Annotated in this window: 14 protein-coding genes and 2 pseudogenes; 7 read left to right on the top strand and 9 right to left on the bottom strand. The window is 50.1% G+C overall.

The window, feature by feature from the left end; genetic code table 11:
• Positions 1-328 precede the first annotated feature (328 nt).
• A complete protein-coding gene (locus AC1XDK_RS19570) occupies positions 329-3,391 on the top strand; it encodes a twin-arginine translocation signal domain-containing protein (RefSeq protein WP_483351655.1) in 3,063 nt (1,020 codons plus the stop codon).
• Positions 3,392-4,177: 786 nt separating this feature from the next.
• Positions 4,178-4,525 (top strand): DUF7344 domain-containing protein, encoded by a 348-nt coding sequence (locus tag AC1XDK_RS19575; protein ID WP_483351656.1) that lies wholly within the window; start codon positions 4,178-4,180, stop codon positions 4,523-4,525.
• Between the two features lie 889 nt (positions 4,526-5,414).
• Here the strand turns inward: AC1XDK_RS19575 and ddfA are convergent.
• Positions 5,415-5,744 (bottom strand): DdfA family disk-determining factor, encoded by a 330-nt coding sequence (gene ddfA / locus AC1XDK_RS19580; RefSeq protein WP_483351657.1) that lies wholly within the window; start codon positions 5,742-5,744, stop codon positions 5,415-5,417.
• Positions 5,745-6,321: 577 nt separating this feature from the next.
• On the opposite strand from ddfA, the pseudogene AC1XDK_RS19585 reads away from it, so the two are divergent.
• Positions 6,322-6,627: pseudogene (locus tag AC1XDK_RS19585) on the top strand (RNA-guided endonuclease TnpB family protein); the annotation flags it as partial.
• 884 nt (positions 6,628-7,511) lie between these two features.
• Here AC1XDK_RS19585 and AC1XDK_RS19590 read toward each other — a convergent pair.
• Positions 7,512-8,027: a hypothetical protein gene (locus AC1XDK_RS19590; RefSeq protein ID WP_483351658.1), complete on the bottom strand. Its 516-nt coding sequence runs from the start codon at positions 8,025-8,027 to the stop codon at positions 7,512-7,514.
• 781 nt (positions 8,028-8,808) lie between these two features.
• Between AC1XDK_RS19590 and AC1XDK_RS19595 the strand changes: the two genes are divergently transcribed.
• A complete protein-coding gene (locus tag AC1XDK_RS19595; RefSeq protein WP_483351659.1) occupies positions 8,809-10,287 on the top strand; it encodes a S8 family peptidase in 1,479 nt (492 codons plus the stop codon).
• A gap of 130 nt (positions 10,288-10,417) precedes the next feature.
• Here the strand turns inward: AC1XDK_RS19595 and AC1XDK_RS19600 are convergent, their stop codons facing one another.
• Positions 10,418-10,777 (bottom strand): hypothetical protein, encoded by a 360-nt coding sequence (locus AC1XDK_RS19600; protein WP_483351660.1) that lies wholly within the window; start codon positions 10,775-10,777, stop codon positions 10,418-10,420.
• An 803-nt stretch (positions 10,778-11,580) separates the two neighbouring features.
• Here AC1XDK_RS19600 and AC1XDK_RS19605 point away from each other — a divergent pair.
• Positions 11,581-12,081: a hypothetical protein gene (locus AC1XDK_RS19605; RefSeq protein ID WP_483351661.1), complete on the top strand. Its 501-nt coding sequence runs from the start codon at positions 11,581-11,583 to the stop codon at positions 12,079-12,081.
• 150 nt (positions 12,082-12,231) lie between these two features.
• Here the strand turns inward: AC1XDK_RS19605 and psmA are convergent, their stop codons facing one another.
• Complete coding sequence (gene psmA / locus AC1XDK_RS19610) at positions 12,232-12,966, bottom strand: archaeal proteasome endopeptidase complex subunit alpha (protein ID WP_483351929.1); 735 nt, start codon at positions 12,964-12,966, stop codon at positions 12,232-12,234.
• Between the two features lie 567 nt (positions 12,967-13,533).
• Between psmA and AC1XDK_RS19615 the strand changes: the two genes are divergently transcribed.
• Both AC1XDK_RS19615 and AC1XDK_RS19620 read left to right on the top strand, forming a co-directional pair.
• On the top strand, positions 13,534-13,764 hold the full coding sequence (locus AC1XDK_RS19615) for a hypothetical protein (RefSeq protein ID WP_483351662.1): 231 nt from the start codon (positions 13,534-13,536) through the stop codon (positions 13,762-13,764).
• 9 nt (positions 13,765-13,773) lie between these two features.
• On the top strand, positions 13,774-14,190 hold the full coding sequence (locus tag AC1XDK_RS19620; protein ID WP_483351663.1) for a PIN domain-containing protein: 417 nt from the start codon (positions 13,774-13,776) through the stop codon (positions 14,188-14,190).
• A gap of 262 nt (positions 14,191-14,452) precedes the next feature.
• Here the strand turns inward: AC1XDK_RS19620 and AC1XDK_RS19625 are convergent.
• The 5 genes and pseudogenes from AC1XDK_RS19625 to AC1XDK_RS19645 all read right to left on the bottom strand — a co-directional run.
• Positions 14,453-15,064 (bottom strand): annotated as a pseudogene (locus AC1XDK_RS19625) (MATE family efflux transporter); the annotation flags it as partial.
• An 81-nt stretch (positions 15,065-15,145) separates the two neighbouring features.
• Complete coding sequence (locus AC1XDK_RS19630; protein WP_483351664.1) at positions 15,146-16,384, bottom strand: RNA-guided endonuclease InsQ/TnpB family protein; 1,239 nt, start codon at positions 16,382-16,384, stop codon at positions 15,146-15,148.
• A gap of 392 nt (positions 16,385-16,776) precedes the next feature.
• Positions 16,777-17,274: a hypothetical protein gene (locus AC1XDK_RS19635; protein WP_483351665.1), complete on the bottom strand. Its 498-nt coding sequence runs from the start codon at positions 17,272-17,274 to the stop codon at positions 16,777-16,779.
• The gene (locus tag AC1XDK_RS19640; protein WP_483351666.1) at positions 17,274-17,807 is read right to left on the bottom strand and encodes a hypothetical protein; all 534 of its coding nucleotides are present in this window, start codon (positions 17,805-17,807) and stop codon (positions 17,274-17,276) included. Before AC1XDK_RS19640 ends, AC1XDK_RS19635 begins: the two co-directional genes overlap by 1 nt.
• On the bottom strand, positions 17,800-17,985 hold the full coding sequence (locus tag AC1XDK_RS19645) for a hypothetical protein (RefSeq protein WP_483351667.1): 186 nt from the start codon (positions 17,983-17,985) through the stop codon (positions 17,800-17,802). Before AC1XDK_RS19645 ends, AC1XDK_RS19640 begins: the two co-directional genes overlap by 8 nt.
• Positions 17,986-18,004: the final 19 nt, after the last annotated feature.

The following is an 18,004-nucleotide window of genomic DNA, read 5'->3' on the forward strand; positions in this document are numbered from 1 at the left end:
GAGCAGTTCTTGGTTGAGCATAGACACCAAAACCACGGAACTGCTCGCTTCTTAAACTGGCCTAACTAGACAGTGCCGGCTACGAAACAATTTCATCAACAGGAACAGTTCCGCTAGATAACTATAATCGCTCTTCTTTTGTTTCTCGTAATAGATTCACTGTGATCCGTACATGAAACAGATGCAGGTAAGGACTACCGCAGTTCCATAGCACGGGCGAAATAGCACAAAATAGTGAATCAGCACGCAACCACGTAGAATCTGAATAGGCCTGAATTACGCTCGTTTAGGTATTTAACGTGGTCTAATCGAAAACAAGTGCTTATAAATGACGAATATGAACAAAAATACCGAATTCAACAGACGCGACTACTTGAAAACGGCTGGTATGACCACAGCTGCAATGAGTGTAGCGGGATGTGCATTCATTGACGATATCCTGGGTCGCCCGAAAGATAGTGAACACGTTCCATTTACAGTCTGGGAAGAGCTCAGAACGGCGCTCCAAACTAGTCCGGACCATCTACCAGCTCGTGCCACCCGGTTAGTTACCACCGACAATCCGGATCCAGAGAAAATATTCCGATTTGTTCGTGATGAGATAGTCACCTATCCGGATGAGATTGATCAATTCAATCATAATGGTACTCGAGTTCGATGGGGTATCCGAGGAACATTGCGAGGTGGTGCAGGAACACCCCGTGAGAAGGCTGAATTGCTGGCATATCTATATCGCCGTGCCGGATGGACGGCTGAGGTACTGATCGGTGAGGGTTTAGACGACCCGACACAAATGAAGCGTTTACTTTGGCAACCCCTTGAACGACAATTTGCACCACAAATTGACGAAAAGCAAATAGAAGAGTGGCACAAACGACTCGATCAATCAGCGAAAGACGTCCAAACCGTGGATACAATCGACGAACAGGGTCGCGAGAGTCAGCGCCTCGCTAACCATCTGCTTCAGCAGGTGCCATCTACAGAAGTTTATCCCCAAGAATTTGACTGGGAGAGTGGTGCTTTGCCAGTCGTTCGTGTCGTGATTGATGGAGACGACTATTATGCAGACCTATTTGATCTCGATTTACCCTTTGGTGAGAGCCGTGATTCGACCGACTCTCTTGAAATCGCTCCTGATGCATCCGAAACACTACCTGTGGAGGTGACCCTCTCAGCTGTGACAGCTGACGATCCAGAAGAATCATTTGAACTCGTCTCTGGGACTTGGAGTGCCGACGAATTGGTTGGCCGCCAACTTCTGCTTCAGACCCTACCGGGTATCGATTCGTTTGAGCAGCCAACCACCACTTTTCGTGATATCCAGACATTTATCCCCGCTCTCACGATGCAGGCTGTTGACCTAGATAAAAACGAGTCTGGTGAGTTGTCTGTGACAGGTGATGCTGTAACGCGAGCGGGTGATAGGCTCCATATTGAGGAAGATGACACGGTCTCTCGCAACGGAGAGCCATTTGTTCGATCTGAAGGTGGACCAGTATCAAGTGATGTGTCTCGGCTTGATGTGACAGTTGATAGTGGACGATTTCCAGAAATTCAACTTGATGTCCATGCGACCGACGAGACAGGAAAACCAGTAGAGCAACTCCCCGCGACGGCATTCAGAGTTACAGAAGAACAAAAGCCAGTCGGAATTTCAATGACGAGTAATCAACAGGCTCCTCGTGTGGTTATCCTATCGGACACTTCGTTGAGTATGCCCAATCGCTATCTTGGAGATGGAATGACGGAATTAGTCACGGCACTCCGCTCGCATATCCTCAGTGAGTATCCGAACTCTGACATCCGACACTGGGAAACAAACTCTGATCTGTGGACATACTTAGATCGTGCAGCAGGCTCCGATGCGAATCTCATCGTCTATGCGACTGATGGACACGTAAATGATGAACTCTCCCCCGAGATCGAAACTGCACTTCAGCAAGGACCTCCTGCAATAATGCTCAGTGTTTTCGAGAATGAAGACCCTGAGTTGCAAAAGATGGCGGATCTCACCGGTGGGGTGGTTAAACCGGCAGGCGATCACGCGACTGCACAGAAGGCAGTCATCGATTATCTTGAAAAACAAGCACCAACGCTTCCCACATACACACTGACCTATGGATCACCAGCACCCATGGGTTCGTCGGGGAAGCGTCATGTTCGCGTTAGTATTGCTGACAGCGATATTGAGGACCAAACTCAGTACTCTATTCCCAGTTCACCCGCACTACCGCCTCATCTTGCAGGACTCTATCTTACGGTGACGATTGACAAACAAGAGGTAATCCGTACATTAGCTGGGTATGATCCTGTTCGCCACGAAAAACAGCCCGTCACACAGGATATGGTAGATGATGTGACGAGCTCTCTATTCGGGAGTAATTTGCTCTCGTTCGAGGCTGCAGCTCCAGCTGAATCAATCTGGCTTGACGATCTTCTTACTGCGAAACTCTCTGTGGATGGTATCGACCAAGCGCTGATCGACGGCGATGAAAAAGAACTCAATCGTCAGTTGGACGCAGGGTTCACACATATCCCACCTGAATTTTGTTTGCTCACTGGACCACTTCCCGAAGCGATCACTGACCACTCGCTCACATTCCACACTGGATTACGGGTAACACTGTATCAAGAGTATCCTGTTTTCGACGAAAAGCGTGTGGTTCAGCATGTGGATCTCCTTCCATTTTCGAACTTTGCGACAGCTGCGGATGATCCACAGGAAGCGTTTGAAATCACCGTAGAAAAGACAGCCCGACTTGCAATAATAGAGAGTGAACTCTTCAAGACGAGTACTCACTCATTATTGGCAGACAAACAATTGGATGAGTACGGAGCTATCGATGATGCCACAATTGATGAATGGGGTGATGAGCGTGCAGACCTCTGGGACCAATTATTCGATACCATGGATGTATTCAGTGAGTCTGATTACCAGCTCGTACCAACCACTGGGGCTCCATTTGCATTCTGGAACATCGATGAAAAGACTGGTGAATTACTTGGTGTACTCCCCGATCAGAGTGGTGGTGGATCATCTGAGGAAGGAATTCGAAAGGCAATTCGGGAAATTGATCGAGTTATCTACGCGTACAATATCTTGCTCTCTACTATGAGTTCCGCAGGTGCGCTTGCGACACCGGGTGCATTCGCCATTGGCATCGTTGCTGCTTATGGACAGACATTGGCCCGACTCTATGGTGCAGCATCTCTTGCTATTGTTACCATGGATACGTCGTCACTCGACAAGCAAGTCCATAGAGCAATCGCCTATCTCGCATGTAATGTTGCCAGAGCAATCATCTTCGCAGGTATCGGTAAGTGGGTTGTTGATGTTATTGATAATCTGCTATCGATTGCTGGAACGAATCCGACAGGATGTCCTGGATAAGATTATTGTTGAAATATTGCTACGTTGAGATTCACATTCTTGAGTGTTCTTTGACCCACCTCTCCTGCTAGTCTCTAGCCAATAGATGCCGATACAACTACTCACGCCAACGCGTTCGGCATCAGTCCATTCGTTCACAAACCGAACGAATGTGCTGAAATCGTGTGAACGGAAAAAGAGCGACGAGTGTGATATCGCTTTGTTCGAGGAAAGCTAGTGGTCTCGAGAGCGATGGTTTGCAAGAAAATGGTGATCGCGTCTGAACGAGGGGTGCCGAACGATGTCCGTGCTGTATAGAGATGCTCGTGAAGGGCGTCGCACACTGTTGCTGGTGTATTGCTTTCATCGGTTTCCAGCGCGTACTCTCCACATTCGCGATCTTAAACGGGATCAAGGATATTCATCGCCGTTTCAGCCGAACTAAGTGGCAAAAATACGACTCTGACCATTTTCAGTTTATAGAGGAAAGACGATCGATTATCCCATCTTATAGAATGGTTGTCACAATTCCGGAGCTGAAAACGGCTAATGTATTATTACAATTACGGTCTTAGGTATATTTGCTGCATTCGTTTTAAGCTTTCTCTCCGTCGTTTTCAGGCATTTCACTCGATATCGTCCTAAATTCTCACCTAATAAGCACAAACTTTAAGTGCCATTCATTCAGTGATATATAGAAAGATAGCACAGCTCGCCTCCGGATTATCTTTTGTTTCCGTCTATGCTGTCCCGGTGTGTCGTGTTACAGAAGTGATGCGTCCCCAACGAACACAACCAATACCAACGATGAGTGCACCACTGCGTACGGACGACCCATTAACCCCCGACCTCACGTTAAGTACTGCCAGTAAATTACTAAAAAAACCCATACGACGGGAGATTATCCGGTATTTTATTGCCGAAAAGACAGCAACGACTAAGCTTACCCAATTGGCTGACTACGTTCACAAAGAAATCGACAACCTCAACAGCTCTGAACAGGCACGGATCAGGCTTCTCCACATACACCTTCCGACACTCGCTGATTCTGGTGTCGTTGAATACGACGAGCGTAGCGAGACTGTACGGTGTCGGACTAGTGAACGACTCGAACATCTCCTCAAAATTGTCGACGCTCAAGAGTCGCCAAACTAATTGACATCCCCCTCGCTCGCCCTGAAGGGTGAAGACTCCCATCGCACCACAGCAGGTTCTGTGAGATGTTTAAGGTTCGTGAACGAAACGGTCCTTGTCGAGAGTTCAATCCATCACGGAATGGCATTCACTGGCTGTGTCACACAGCCGTTTCCTATCCCCGAATCAGATGCTCCCACCGTTTCCAGCAGGGGACGAACGATTGTCGGCAAGTTCGGAGGTACTTGTGCCGCCACCGGTACCGACGAATCCCAAAGGGATATCTTTGAGCTTCGGTCGAATGGATCCGTATTTTTCTGATTGTCCTGATATGGGCGTGGAGAGACCACGTCGAATAAATAGAGATACGTCGGAGGAGTACCTAAGACAATACTATGCGGGGAAAGTTACCAAAGAGGGCAATTCATCCCCGCGCTTAAAGGCGAGGCTTTCTTGCCTGCAATTCCGTAACAACGATACAGTTGAAGAGCAATCTACCGTGTTATGTTTAATGCAGGCGCTAAACCCCGTCCTTTAGGCGAGGATACAGCGCCATCTTCATTTGTTCAAACGTCCTATTCAGAAGCCTCAGGTACTCTCCGTGCCTATCTCTTAGTTTCGAACCGAATGATGTTATCATTCGGTCACCGACAGTCCGTAAACTGGCAGTTGACTCGGTGTTTGCCACGGCGGAAGCCGAAACAAACAAGTAAGCCCACGGACACGCGAACCGACGCAAAATAACCAAGTAACTCTGAGTCTCGTCCGTTTCCCGGACGAAATAGGAGTAACGGCTCCGTGGCATAGCCAGTACCTCGTCGGGGTGCGAACCCTAAGAGACCAACGAACCACCCAGTAGTGGGTGAGGAAGCCCCGTGCGTTAGCGCCGAGAAGATGTCACCACGCCAAGTTAGTCATCAATTCCTGAGTCAAACTGCTGGACTGTAATCTGTCCACTGCTATCGACTCTAACGTAATATGCATCGTAATTGAATAGAATATGTCCATTTGTGTTGCGCGAAATTCCACTAGCGTTTGGTGCGAAGAGCGCATCAAGTGCGTCAGGATCAACAACCTCAGAAAGGGGCGCGAGGTCAGTAGGATCAACGTCGTTCAGTATCGCAACGGCTCTGATCACTGCTTCACTGGCGCAGTCTGTTGCCGGATCGAACTCGGTCTGGCAGACGACAGTATCTCTCTGCTTGTCCTCATCGTCGGACGGGGATTTGCGTTCAGTCATTATGGGGGTGAGAAGTGCTGACTCTATAATGTAACACACATGGCATGTGAAACAGTCAGACTATGTCCAACAGATTTGTTTTCACCATCTGAAACAGATACACAGTTTGTCTTTGCTCCTCTATGTTAATATTTGGCATTGATTTATATAAAATTGTGGCCGCTATCAAGTATGAAGTTGATGAATTGTTTTCACTTCCCGCTCATTTCGGAGACGTGTAGTACCCTCCAGATCCTGTCAGAATATGTGTACTATGTATGGAGTTCTTCCACTGTACGAGTTTGATCAAATAGATGGTACCGGAATATCTTAGCAAAAATAGAGGGTGCTAAGCTCCCTTCCTCAAGGAGCGACTGAAGGGAAGCGAGTAGGGGAGGGGATACAGCACCAGCACATGCAGCACACACCTGAATCCAGGTAGTTAAGCCATTGTAAACAGTTTCCGGAAGTACAACGCATGAAGTACGGTCCCCGATACCCACAGTTCCCAGAAACCGACTCCCAAGAGGAGTCGCTCGACTGGACACGGGACATCGTGAGACAAACCTATAACCACGGTCTGTACTGATTCGACCAAATCTCTGAATCGGAAGGCACCGTTAAACAGCGCGTTACCAAGATTCGTGACGAGCTTCCAGAGTTGAAAACGTGGTGAACCGACCTCAAGCAAGTCTACTCGAAAGTCCTGCAAACCGCTATTGAGCGGATTGCAACGAATGTCACTAATCTCGGGAAGCTCAAAGCGAAAGGGTATGACATTGGCTCGTTGAATTGGAAGAAACCGCGAGAGTTCCGTAGTTTCACGTATCAGCAATCAGGTTTCAAACTCGACAAGAAGAGTGGCCCAGATGGGTACCCGATGATGGAAGTGAGCGAGTTGAGGAGTATGCTCTCTTCTCGCGGAGTGGATTTAAACACTCCATCGAAGAGGTCGCCGAAGAGCGGGACGATCTTCGCCTGTTCACAGTAGAAGACGTCGTCGAAGCATTGGATGCGTGACTCGTCTTTACGGATACGCTATTCGTTACGGAGATACGTCCGTATCACCAATACACCATCTCTATCGACGACGTAACAGACAAACTGATGGCCTGTTGTGCCTGCATCACGTCCACTGCAACGCTTGCTATAAGCACATAACTGCAGTCGAAACCGCGACGGACGATGGAACCCTCGACGTATCTCCGTCGGAAGAGAGCGAAACGATGCTGAACCGGACAATTGCGACTGTGATGGCCTTGGTGGCATCCTGTGTTAGCGATGCGTGCAAACGGGATGAACAGAACTGCCGAACGAACCACCGCTTCAACCCTTATTATCTATACCTTAGGTCAGACAAGGCAATAAACTCCCTGAGTATCCAGTAATATGCAATATCAGCATTCGTTGGAACCTCCAGAAAGCATATTATACTATATTACCGACTAATCTTAATGTTCAAAAGCAAACCAATTCGTAGCATGCTGGTTGCATCATTGTCATCATCGCCCAACGAAGATCAGGATGATGAGATTGTCGCTCTTTCAGAAGAAGAGCAGATTGACCGCGATCTAATATAGAATCGAGCGCATACCCGTATCTTTAGGCTTGGGAGGATGTCAATACGTAGTGTAGTGTGGATTGTATCTCCTGATCAAATAGCCAGGCATAAATTTTCACTAATATCACATTACATTCAGTCTCATCGCTTTTGTTGTAGCGAGGAAACCCCGTCGCTTGCGGCGGGGGAGGAACCCAAGAGCCATCTATTTTTGTATTTCACCATATTTATTTTGTTGTTCCGTTCGTCCGTCGCGTGCGGTACTCTTCAAGGACAATCGACCCAGTTGATTCTCCTTCATCATTATAAAGAGTCGTTCGTGGCGCAAAGAGGAGATCTGGGTTCACACAGGCCGTCTGTTTCGACTGGTTATTGAGAAGCATTTTGACTGTTGTACAATCAATCCCGTTCACGGTATCGGTACCAGTCACAGTAACCGAGAATGTTCCGGGCTCGGGGGTTTCACCACCGACCGTCACATCGGTGCTGTCGACGGTGAACGTTTCGCCGACCACGAGATCTCGGCCGTCAACAATAACCGTCGGGGCCCGCGCGAGGAGGAAGAAACCAAACCCTGTCTGAGAGTTAATCACCTGTTTGAACACGGATTTAGTAGTGCCTCGCACTGTCGTAGTTGATGAATTGCCATCTGCCGGTGTGCCTGTGATCTTAACTGTGACCTCCTCGCCAGCACTCTCAAGCACTTCAAACTCGATGACTGGCCCGCCAACTGTCGTGTTCAATCGGTAGTACTCTCCCTTGTGTAGGCTCTCGGCGCCTGTAGCTCGTTCTGCGGTTGACGTGAGCGTTGTCCCCGGTACCGGTGTCGTTGTGTTCTCGATCGTGGTTGGAGTTACGGTCGAAGTTTTGTTTTCGTTATTAGAAGCTCCAGTGGTACATCCGGCAATTAAGAGTGTGAAACAGAGCAGTACCACTCCTATGGACGACCGTCTCATCGTGTTCTCTCTAGTTGAATAGTGGGCGTCATACTGATCTGCGGTTTGTCGTCGGTACTATAAGTGATGATCCTCGTCACAATTCTCAAGAGAGACCAGAATTCTTCCGAGACGTTTTTGTCTCGTCCCTCTCCTCTTCGCGTTTTGATCGCCTTCGTGACAACGATCTGTTTGTCGTCTCTGTCGAATCCTATTATATTACTTGACATTAGGTTCCTTCATGACTGCGCGTGTAGAGTTTCTACACAGCCATTTACAGAACCGCTTTCTGCCAATCTATACTCATCGTCTGAACTTTGTTCACAATGTGGAATAGATATCATCGTATGAACAGAGCTCTCGATACAAGATTCACTCAACATAAAATACATATTTAAATAGATTAATACCAGAGCTGGTCTCGTCAGTGAATGCTTGTTTGAGACAGACAGGGGGAGACTGAGCCCTTTTATAAAAGAGATATCCTACTCAAATAATGTTTTTATATATCAAATAATATATCTTCGATAGTAACCGTATTAGATAAAAAGAAATATTTAATAGTAATTAATTGTTGAATGAATGTGTCATGGTAAAGCACGATAGACGGACGTTCCTTCAACTGACCGGCGCAACACTCAGCGCGACAACACTTGGCGTCGGCACTACGACAGCGACCACTTCGGACTCGCGGTTCTTCATCAACCTCCGTGACGTCGACCGCTCGGAGATTCCTGACGACATCGAGATCATCCACGACCTCTCGCAGGCTGACGTACTCGTCGCACGTGGGGACCAAGAACGCGTGAACGGTACAACAGTCCCCGACCGCGTGATCAATCGGGGGGACGACCGCACTGGTGCCGTCAAGTCACGGGACGGGCCGACCACCAGCGGCAAGGGTTCGAGCCACAATCACGACGGGTCGGCCAAGAACAGCGAGTACCAGTGGGACAAACGCATCCAGGACCTCAACAATGAGCTGACCGACAAGCCGGGTGGCGGCAAGTCCATCCACGACACGACGACTGGCGAGGGCACACGCATCGCCGTCGTCGACTCAGGCGTCTACGACGCTCATCCCGACCTCGAAGACGTCGTCAATGATGAGCTCTCTGAAAACGTCTCGGAAGATGAGTACGACTGGCGGCCCAACGGCGCGGGCAACCACGGAACACACGTCGCTGGCATCATTGCCGCGACCAACAGCAACGACGGTCCCAACGGTGGCGTTCTCGGGACGGCACCGGACACCGAAATCGTCTCCTATCGGATGTTTTCCAGGGAGGAGGGAAAACAGGGCGACGGCTACGCCGGGTGGGTGAAAGCCGCCGAAGCAGGCTGTGATGCCATCAACTACAGTGTTGGCTTCCCCGCACCATATGTCTACGTCGATGAATATCCATTCTTGACCGAAGAACTCCGCATTGCAGAACAGGTCGCGGAGTACGTCCGCTCACAAGGAACGGTCATCGTAAACTCCGCAGGCAATGACTCGCTCGACATGAGTCCAGAGAACACCCTCGGTATCCCGACGGAGGCCGAGGGTGTCTTCGGCGTCGCCGCGACTGGCCCCATTGGCGTTGGCTGGGGGGACAAGCACAGCGACAACAAGGAAAAGTGGCTTACAGGCAACCGGCTGGAAGAGCCGACGACCGAACCTGCCTTCTACACCAATTATGGCAGTGCAGTCGATGTTAGCGCCGCCGGTGGTAATGCTGACCTCGAAGAAATTCAGGCGGGCAACGAGGACGCATATAACGACCTTGTCTACTCGACGATCGTGAAGACGACTTACGAGGACGGCCTTGACGAGGACGACAAAGGTGACAAGCCAAGCGAAATCGTTGATACGGAACCGGGCTACGGCTGGAAAGCAGGCACCTCAATGGCCGCCCCACAGGTTGCGGGTGCGGTTGCGCTTGTTCGTTCGCTCCGCCCCAACGCTAGCGTTGAACAGATTGAATCGCTCATTCAGGAAACCGCAAGTAGCGCGCCCGGCGGACAGACCTACCATGGTGCTGGTCACCTCAATCTGAAGCGTCTCGTCAAACGCGCTGAAAAGTAGAGAATATGTATGGTTGAGGAGCGACCCTCGGAATAAACCCGGTTTGGACTTTGGCCCCTGCCTATCGGGCGAAAGCTAACCATTCAGATCACGCGGCAAGTTTCAGGTTTCTTCGTTCGAATTTCGCGTGTTACGACCCAGTTGCCACTCGCTGAAGAATCTGACTGAGCGTGTCCATTCGCTTGCGATCATAGTGGGTGAGGTCATAGCGGTTGCTATTGTTGCGCTCGCTGAATATCTCGATAATCTCAAACTGGACGAGTAATGCCAGTAGATTCCCCACCATTTGGGGAGTCATATTGGAATCGGGAAGGTTTTCACTTAATTGCTTGGTAGAGGGATAGTTCCGCGAACAGACTTCAAGCGCTTCACGGACACGCTCATGATAGGCTTTCAAGAGGCCGTACTTCTCAGGCGATGTTTCCTGCAGGCACTGTGCTTGCCGTTGAAGCGAGTCAGTCATATGTTGTGCGTTACTATCTTCGACCATACTATATTATAAATTCCAGAGCTACTTAACCAGAGAGGAATGGACGAAAACTAGCTTTCGATTTATAGATTGACACGAATGTTTAGGCGGCACTGTCTAGTTAAGCGATTCTGTTGTAGAGTGGCGTTTCAGCGTCTGTAGCGGAAGTAGCGAACGAATCACTTTGTCTCATCATGACGAGGTTTTCAGTAAAACTGCCGAATTCAGTCTTCTCTCGGTGCAGCCACTCTCACTGTCAATAATTCGTCTCTTTCGAACAGTGCGAAAATCTTGTCGATCGTATCGCAGTCACTGGGTTTCCTTATCTAGACAGTGCCGATTAGGGTATATTATTTGTTTGTATATCAGCAAAATAATACTAAACCATAGTTGAGGGCTTTCTCTTGCCCTATGTGACCGGAAGAGAATCGAAGATGACATCATCTACGTGGTGACTTTATTTTCGCATCTTCTTTATGAGGCGTGTCAGAAACCAGTCTACTAAACCATCTCTCAATACGGACCGTTCACTGATTTAAACATCTGTACACCAATTTTCGCGTACTTTGAATCTCTTGCCGGTTTACCGGTTAATATCAATATTCAGTGTGTGATACCTAATGTCGGGTATTGTCGCGTGCAACGACTCTCCCCGACATACGTGGGTACGTTCCGGCTGACGGGCAGGGGTGAAGCGAGAAATCCACCGCTCACCCACCAGCCCGCCGAACCCTATAACATGGGGCTTCAACCGGACTTTGCTGTTCAGTACTTCAAATTACAACGCCGGTTAGCTTATCCCAGTCAATCGTATAGTGTTTTCTGTGAAAGAACAGAACGAACCGGATCAGATCAATGATCAAGAAATGCTTGATCAAACACTTGATGCGCTACTGGCTACCGAGAGGCCTGCAAGTGCGACGACAGATATCGCAGATATCGTCGATGAAAGTCCCGAAACAACTCGTTCAACATTGAACGAACTCTATAACCAGGATCGTATTGAGCGACTGGACATTCGTGACACCGGTGTTCGTTGGTGGGCACCACGTCCAATGGATGAGGTCTTGAAATCGGTCGGTGCAGAAACGATCTTGAAACGACTGAGTGACGAATTAGCAACCTCGATTTCACTCGGCGATGGAACTGTCTACGAGAATGGTGACAAACACCCACCGAGTGAACTAGATCAGGAAGCAGAATCACAGAATGAGCTTCATTCGCCCAAATCTGACTCAGGAGGACTGGTCCCGAGTAGCAAAGAATCTGGGGAAAAGCGTCAAGAGTTGAAAGAGGGCGCTGATCTTGAGGATGTTTCGGAATAGCACAGCTAGAATCACATCATTCCAAGTTGGATTTAAGTTAATGGCAAAGGCCAACGTGAAATATAACTGATAATTTTCTTTCAGGGGTATCTGAAACCAGTGAAAAGCCTTGAGAAAGTATTGTATCTCCAGATTGGCTACTGCCTAGGTTCACTCATCTGGACCAGAAAGATCACGAAGGTGTTCTGCAACTGTTTCCTCATTTACCGTCTTGTACTGGTTTGAATCCGAGTCAATGGTTGCAACACTGACGTCCGCTGCGGAGAACTCATCGTCTTTCACGCTTTGTAAAGCCTGAAAAACTGCCTGGATACCATTATCAAGCGAGAGGTCGGTTCTATACTGCTCTTCGAGAGTGGCTTGCAGGTCATCACTTTTCGCACCGATTGCAGTGGCTCTCCATTCGGACGTTGTCCCAGCCGGCGTTACTTCGAAGAGTTGGGGTTCGCCCTTGCTGATGCCACCAATAAGAAGCCCGACTCCAAATGGCCGTGTACCACCTTTCTGCGTAAGTTCTTGAATATCATCACAGACAGCGGTGGTGAGCGTCTCGACACTTATCGGTTGATCATAGCGCCATTGTTCAACTTGTGCATGCTGACGTGCCTTGTCGACCAATCGACAAGCGTCGGCAGCATGGCCGGCAGAGGCAATCCCGATGTGTGTGTCGGCCTTATGGAGCTTTTCGACCGACGATGATTCCATCAGCGGTGATCGGGTATTGATTTCGGCTGCGAGCACCACACCGTCAGTCGTCCGAATGCCGACACAGGCACTGCCCCGTTTGACTGCTTCGCGAGCGTATTCAACTTGGTACAGTCGGCCGTCCGGGGAGAAAATTGATGTGCCTCGATCGTATGCCTGCTGTTGATTTTGTCCGTGCATTTTTGTATAGAGCGCTTGGCTCTCGTTGCTACCCATTGGTGTGGGTTTTGTAAAGGAGTTTTGTTGACCTGACGAGAAGCGTGGGGAAAAGACCAGATTATAGAATTCTTGACAATGAATGTGCACGTGAACGGCGCTGAGAACATTCGACTAAAAGTAACTCCGATCCCGTCCGTCCTCGGACGCGATAGGAGACTGTACTGTGGCATAGTCAGCATCTCGTCGAGGTGCGAACCCGAAGAGACTAACGAATCGCTCGGTGGTTGGTAGGAGGCTGTTGCTTCAGGCGCGGGAAGATGTCACTCAACAACGGAGTGCGATTTCAGACGGGGGCATTTTACCAAGCGAGTGTATCGATGTGTCTGTCTGTGAACGTGTGAAACAAGTAGCAGTCGAGACAAATGGAAGGAAAAGCATCGACGCTTATTGCTTCCAGCCTAATCGCAGGCGGATGCAAGATGGTCAGTACTGGTCACACGGCAGGCTATCTAGTCATTGCAGGAAACTCGAACTCACCTACCGCTATGAGAATACCAAGGTCATCGACTGAAAAACACAGTACTCTGGATGCCCACAATCACAGTCAACGTTGATGTTGATCTCAAGCAGCGAATGGAAAACCATCCAGAGATCAACTGGAGCGAGGTCACCCGCCAGGCAATTGAAGACAAAGTCAAGAAGCTCGACCTAATGGACGAACTCACCGCTGACAGTAAACTCAGCAATGAGGATGTCGAGGAAATTTCCGCTAAGATCAACCAGAGCGCACGCAAATCCCTTGAAGAAGAGTCAAGGTAGTATTACCGAATGAAGCTGGTTGTCGACGCCAACGTCGTCATCTCTGCACTTATCGCGAATTCGAAAACACGTGAACTCATTGTCACACTTGAATCAGATCTTCTAACTCCTGAAATTGTCCACGACAAAATCGGGAACTACGAAGATATTATCGTCAAGAAATCCGGCATGGATGGGGACCGAGTCAATCAGTTCATTGAACTACTTTTTCAATATATCGATGTCGTCCCCGCTGCAGACTTCTATCCGTTCATTGAGCAGGCCGACAAGGCGATTGGGGCGACAGACCCTGACGATGTATTGTATGTTGCCTGTGCACTTGCTTGTGAAGCAAGCGTCTGGAGCGACGACTCTGATTTCGATGAGCAATATCTAGTACCAGTGTATTCAACAAGTGAGGTTGTCACTTCATTCGACACAATTTGAGAGCGAGAATAGCAGCTACGAATTCCACAGAATGCCGAGACGGCACAGAAACACGCCTCAGGCCGAACAGTTCACCTACAACGTCGAAGTCTCCCCAGAATGGTCAAAGTGCCAATGAAAACGACGAGAACCCCGAAGACCACCACTCTGTAGTCTCCATCGATGAGTGACTGAGGAACTGATGACGAAGTATTTCCACGAGAGGTCACGGTCATTGACAGGGAAGCGTTGAGACCCGAATTAACTATGGCTGGAGAGTATACTAATCGTCTCCCAGCGTCTTCGAGGAACTCTCGGTGAAGTGGCTGTCTGCTCGCTCAACACTCCGCCATGTTCCGCGACGGAACCAGAGATACGCAATAACGCCTCCAATAACGTTGGAGACCGCAAATGCAACCCAGATCCCTGCTGATCCAAGCATATCTGAACCGACCCACGCAATCGGAAATCGGATGACTCCCAGCGTTAGGATTGCAACGGCGGCTGCAAGTAGTGTCTTTCCAGCGCCACGGAAGCCACCACTATACGCGCGCATCACCCCAATGAATCCAAAGGTGAGAGCTGTGTAGCGGATGAATGTTACTCCTTCCGCGACAACTGTGGAGTTTGTTGTGAACACTCCCACAATTGGTTCGGCGAGCAGTAATACGACTAATCCGAATCCGGTCAATGTAATCAACATCACCTTTGCACCGTAATGATTTGCTCGTTCGGCACGATCTATTTTCCCCGCACCAATGTTCTGGCCGGTCATAGTTTCGATGCCCTGTGAAAACGCAATTGCTGGAAGGAATATGACCGAAAACACCCGTGTTCCAATTCCATACGCGGCAACCACGGTTTCGGGAAACGCAGCGATCACGACTAGCATCAGGGTAAACTACCCCTCCCTGCTCGCTCACGGGATACCCCGCTCGCTCCCTGAGGAAGGGGCTTTCATGTGGACTCCCGGCGATCAGTCCGAGGCTAAGGCCTGCGGTCCGTCGTCGGTCATTGTCCCACGATTTATACGCACGTCTACTGGTGCATCTCCATCCAGGGACTTTTGCCCCGAACGGAGTCTGTGATACTGCTGGCGGGCGTATCGTAGCCCGATGTTCTTCGCGCCGTTGTAGTCCGCGTTCACCGCGTAGCCGCACTTCCGGCAAGAAAACTCGGTGCCAGAACGGTTTGCTTTCGCGGTGAACCCGCACTTCGAACAGCGTTGTGAGGTGTGGTTGGGTTCGACCTGCTCGACCGAGACACCACGTTCCGGGGCCTTGTACTCGACGTACTCGTAGAGCCGCCGGAAGGCCCAAATGTGGTGCCACTCGGCGTGCGGTAGGCGATCGCGGATGTCGGTTAAGTCTTCGAACACGATTACGTCGCAGTTGTTCTCGACAGCTTCTCGAACTACGTCGTTCGCCACGGTGTGAATGTACTGTTTCCGCCAGGCTCGTTCGCGTTTTCCGAGCCGAAGAAGTGCATTGTGTGCGGCTTGCGTTCCGCGTTGTTGCATCTTCGCACGGCGTTTCTCGAACTCGTCGATCCAGTGGTCGTAGTCGTCGCCCTGCCAGAACGTCCCAGTCGAACTTGTAGCGAGTGAGTTCACACCGAGATCGATACCGAGGACCGTTTGGTGCTCCGTATCTGCTGAATCGTCGGTGTTCTCGCTGTCGTACCGCCGGGTCGTGATGTGCAGGGAAAAGTCGCCCGTTGCTTCGTCGCGGTGCAGTGTTCCCTGCCGAAGCTCGTACTCGTCGTTCAGGACGAACTGTTCGTAGGGTGTCGGGCTGTCCGAGGGAAACACGTACTCGCAGACGACACGTCCCGCTACCGTGGATAGTGACGCCTGGCTTCGGTGGATGGTCGAAGACCGTTTGTCGAAGTCCATAAACCATGATGTGAACTCCGGTTGTGAAACGCGCTGGCGTTTCTTCCATCGTTCGACGCACCCTTTCACGGCTTCGACGGCACGGTAGATCGCCAGTATGACGAGGTTTGCTGTCAAGTCGGTCTCGGCGCGAAGCTCGTCGTACAGCGCGCTCTGTGCCTGTCGCTTGTTGGTCACGCAGTCGTCGTAGTCGGTATTGTCCCAACAGAACTCAGAGGCACGGTTTGCACACCAAAGGAACTGTTCTCTGGTGGATTGGAGTGCGTCGCATTGCTCGTCGGAAACGGCGAGTTTCACGACGGCTGTTCGACGCACTTCCATAATTCAAAGAAGGACTTCGGGTGCATATATTTAATGGTTAGGTGCCGGTCAGCAATCCCCCTGCAACCCATCGGTTTTCCGAATTCCATCGGTGTGTGGGTTGGTCCAAATACCCAGCTTCGCAACGCGCTCCTCCCCTCCCTACTCGCTCGCTTCGCTTGCTCCTTGAGGAAGGGGACTCCGCGCTACCGGTCACTTGAGAAAGATCGAACCGTGGTCACATCCGATCAGTTGTCTCTGACAAACTGGACATTGTTCGACATCGCATCCGGCGTTGTGCTGCTCTCCACGCGGTACCTGACAGTCAGGGCAGCGATCCGCATCGCGTGGAATATACAATGGAATCTCACCGAGTGTCTTTTTCGATTCCTCTCCGTACGGAATTCGTTCGGTCACAAGAAGGATCCAATCGATTGGTTTTCTTCTTTCCGACGTTCTGTATCCTGCTGTTTCTTGACATCGTCCGGGAGACGACCGGACTCCGGACGAATACCGTCAAGATCCTCTCCTTCGTCGTATTGTGCCATTGCTTCTGCAGTTGCTGCCCAGACGTCTTCCTCATCCGGCTCGATCTGACGGAATACCGTGTCTGAATTGATCTTGAGCTCCCACTCGATAGTTTCGGTGCGATGTTTAACGTTATATTCGATTGACTTTACGTTAACAAATGCTGGCTCTCCGCGTGCTTCATTGTAGGCATCGTCGTCGCGATCAACGGCTTCAAGGAGCTCATCCATCGTTCCAATGCCTTCTCCTTCTTCACCACAGTAATACCACAACCCCCCGCCTTCTTCAGGGTCATAGAAGACCCACCCGCCCGGACATGGGTAGTGAATTCCATTGTACTTGGTAGAGTCGTATTTCTCGGCCCAATCTGGCTTCTCAGGCATTACTGACCCGCCTCCAACTCTCCTTCACGGTAGCAAACTTGCTCGTACCCGCTGTCCATCTCTGCGCGCCGCTTTGCGGTCTTCACAGCGAGCTCTTTCGAGGGAGCTTCGACGAACATGGTTTGATCAGTGGATACCTCTTCGAGGGTGCGTGTTTCGGACACTCCAACCTCCCAGTGATACCAAGTTTCTGCAGCGAGTGCTTCACGAGGAATCCGCTCGATCTCTCCGGCAGGTTCTTTTACACCAGTCCGGTAGGAGCAAATCTGAACACCCTCGTCACCGATGGTGGATCGGGCTATGTCTTCGTCTTCGACAACTTCTAATCGGTAGTCCCCGAATTCAGCCCACTCATCACTTGCTGCAGTGATCTCTCGTTTGGTCCACCGAATATTACCTTCATGGTAACCTTCACAGTGTGCAATTCGATCACCCTTTTGGAGAGAACGAACGATATCTGCAGTGGATTGACCGTGAGGCCGCGGGATCTGGTACCGATCAAGATCTGAATCCTCCGACTTTGACTTACTCATCTTCGATCTCCTTCATTTTGTCTCGAAGTTCGACCATGTCGTCGTAGACTTCTTTAGACTCTTCGTGCAGCTCTGTAGGCCAATTCATGGTTCGAAGCTCGTACGTCATCTGTTCGAGCTTTTTTGACCGAGTAGGTTTCCCGTGCTTTCCCGTCTGTGGTTCTGTGGATCCGTTCATTGTACTTCACACCATGCTT

This window comes from Haladaptatus sp. HS23, assembly GCF_056892285.1.

Excerpts from the sequence above, each read along its gene's own strand:
- AC1XDK_RS19640 (WP_483351666.1), bottom strand. The coding sequence starts at position 17,807 with ATGAGTAAGTCAAAGTCGGAGGATTCAGATCTTGATCGGTACCAGATC.
- AC1XDK_RS19620 (WP_483351663.1), top strand. The coding sequence starts at position 13,774 with ATGAAGCTGGTTGTCGACGCCAACGTCGTCATCTCTGCACTTATCGCG.
- AC1XDK_RS19635 (WP_483351665.1), bottom strand. The coding sequence starts at position 17,274 with ATGCCTGAGAAGCCAGATTGGGCCGAGAAATACGACTCTACCAAGTAC.
- AC1XDK_RS19570 (WP_483351655.1), top strand. The coding sequence starts at position 329 with ATGACGAATATGAACAAAAATACCGAATTCAACAGACGCGACTACTTG.
- AC1XDK_RS19615 (WP_483351662.1), top strand. The coding sequence starts at position 13,534 with ATGCCCACAATCACAGTCAACGTTGATGTTGATCTCAAGCAGCGAATG.
- ddfA (WP_483351657.1), bottom strand. The coding sequence starts at position 5,744 with ATGACTGAACGCAAATCCCCGTCCGACGATGAGGACAAGCAGAGAGAT.
- AC1XDK_RS19645 (WP_483351667.1), bottom strand. The coding sequence starts at position 17,985 with ATGAACGGATCCACAGAACCACAGACGGGAAAGCACGGGAAACCTACT.
- AC1XDK_RS19575 (WP_483351656.1), top strand. The coding sequence starts at position 4,178 with ATGAGTGCACCACTGCGTACGGACGACCCATTAACCCCCGACCTCACG.
- AC1XDK_RS19600 (WP_483351660.1), bottom strand. The coding sequence starts at position 10,777 with ATGGTCGAAGATAGTAACGCACAACATATGACTGACTCGCTTCAACGG.
- AC1XDK_RS19595 (WP_483351659.1), top strand. The coding sequence starts at position 8,809 with ATGGTAAAGCACGATAGACGGACGTTCCTTCAACTGACCGGCGCAACA.
- AC1XDK_RS19630 (WP_483351664.1), bottom strand. The coding sequence starts at position 16,384 with ATGGAAGTGCGTCGAACAGCCGTCGTGAAACTCGCCGTTTCCGACGAG.
- psmA (WP_483351929.1), bottom strand. The coding sequence starts at position 12,966 with ATGCACGGACAAAATCAACAGCAGGCATACGATCGAGGCACATCAATT.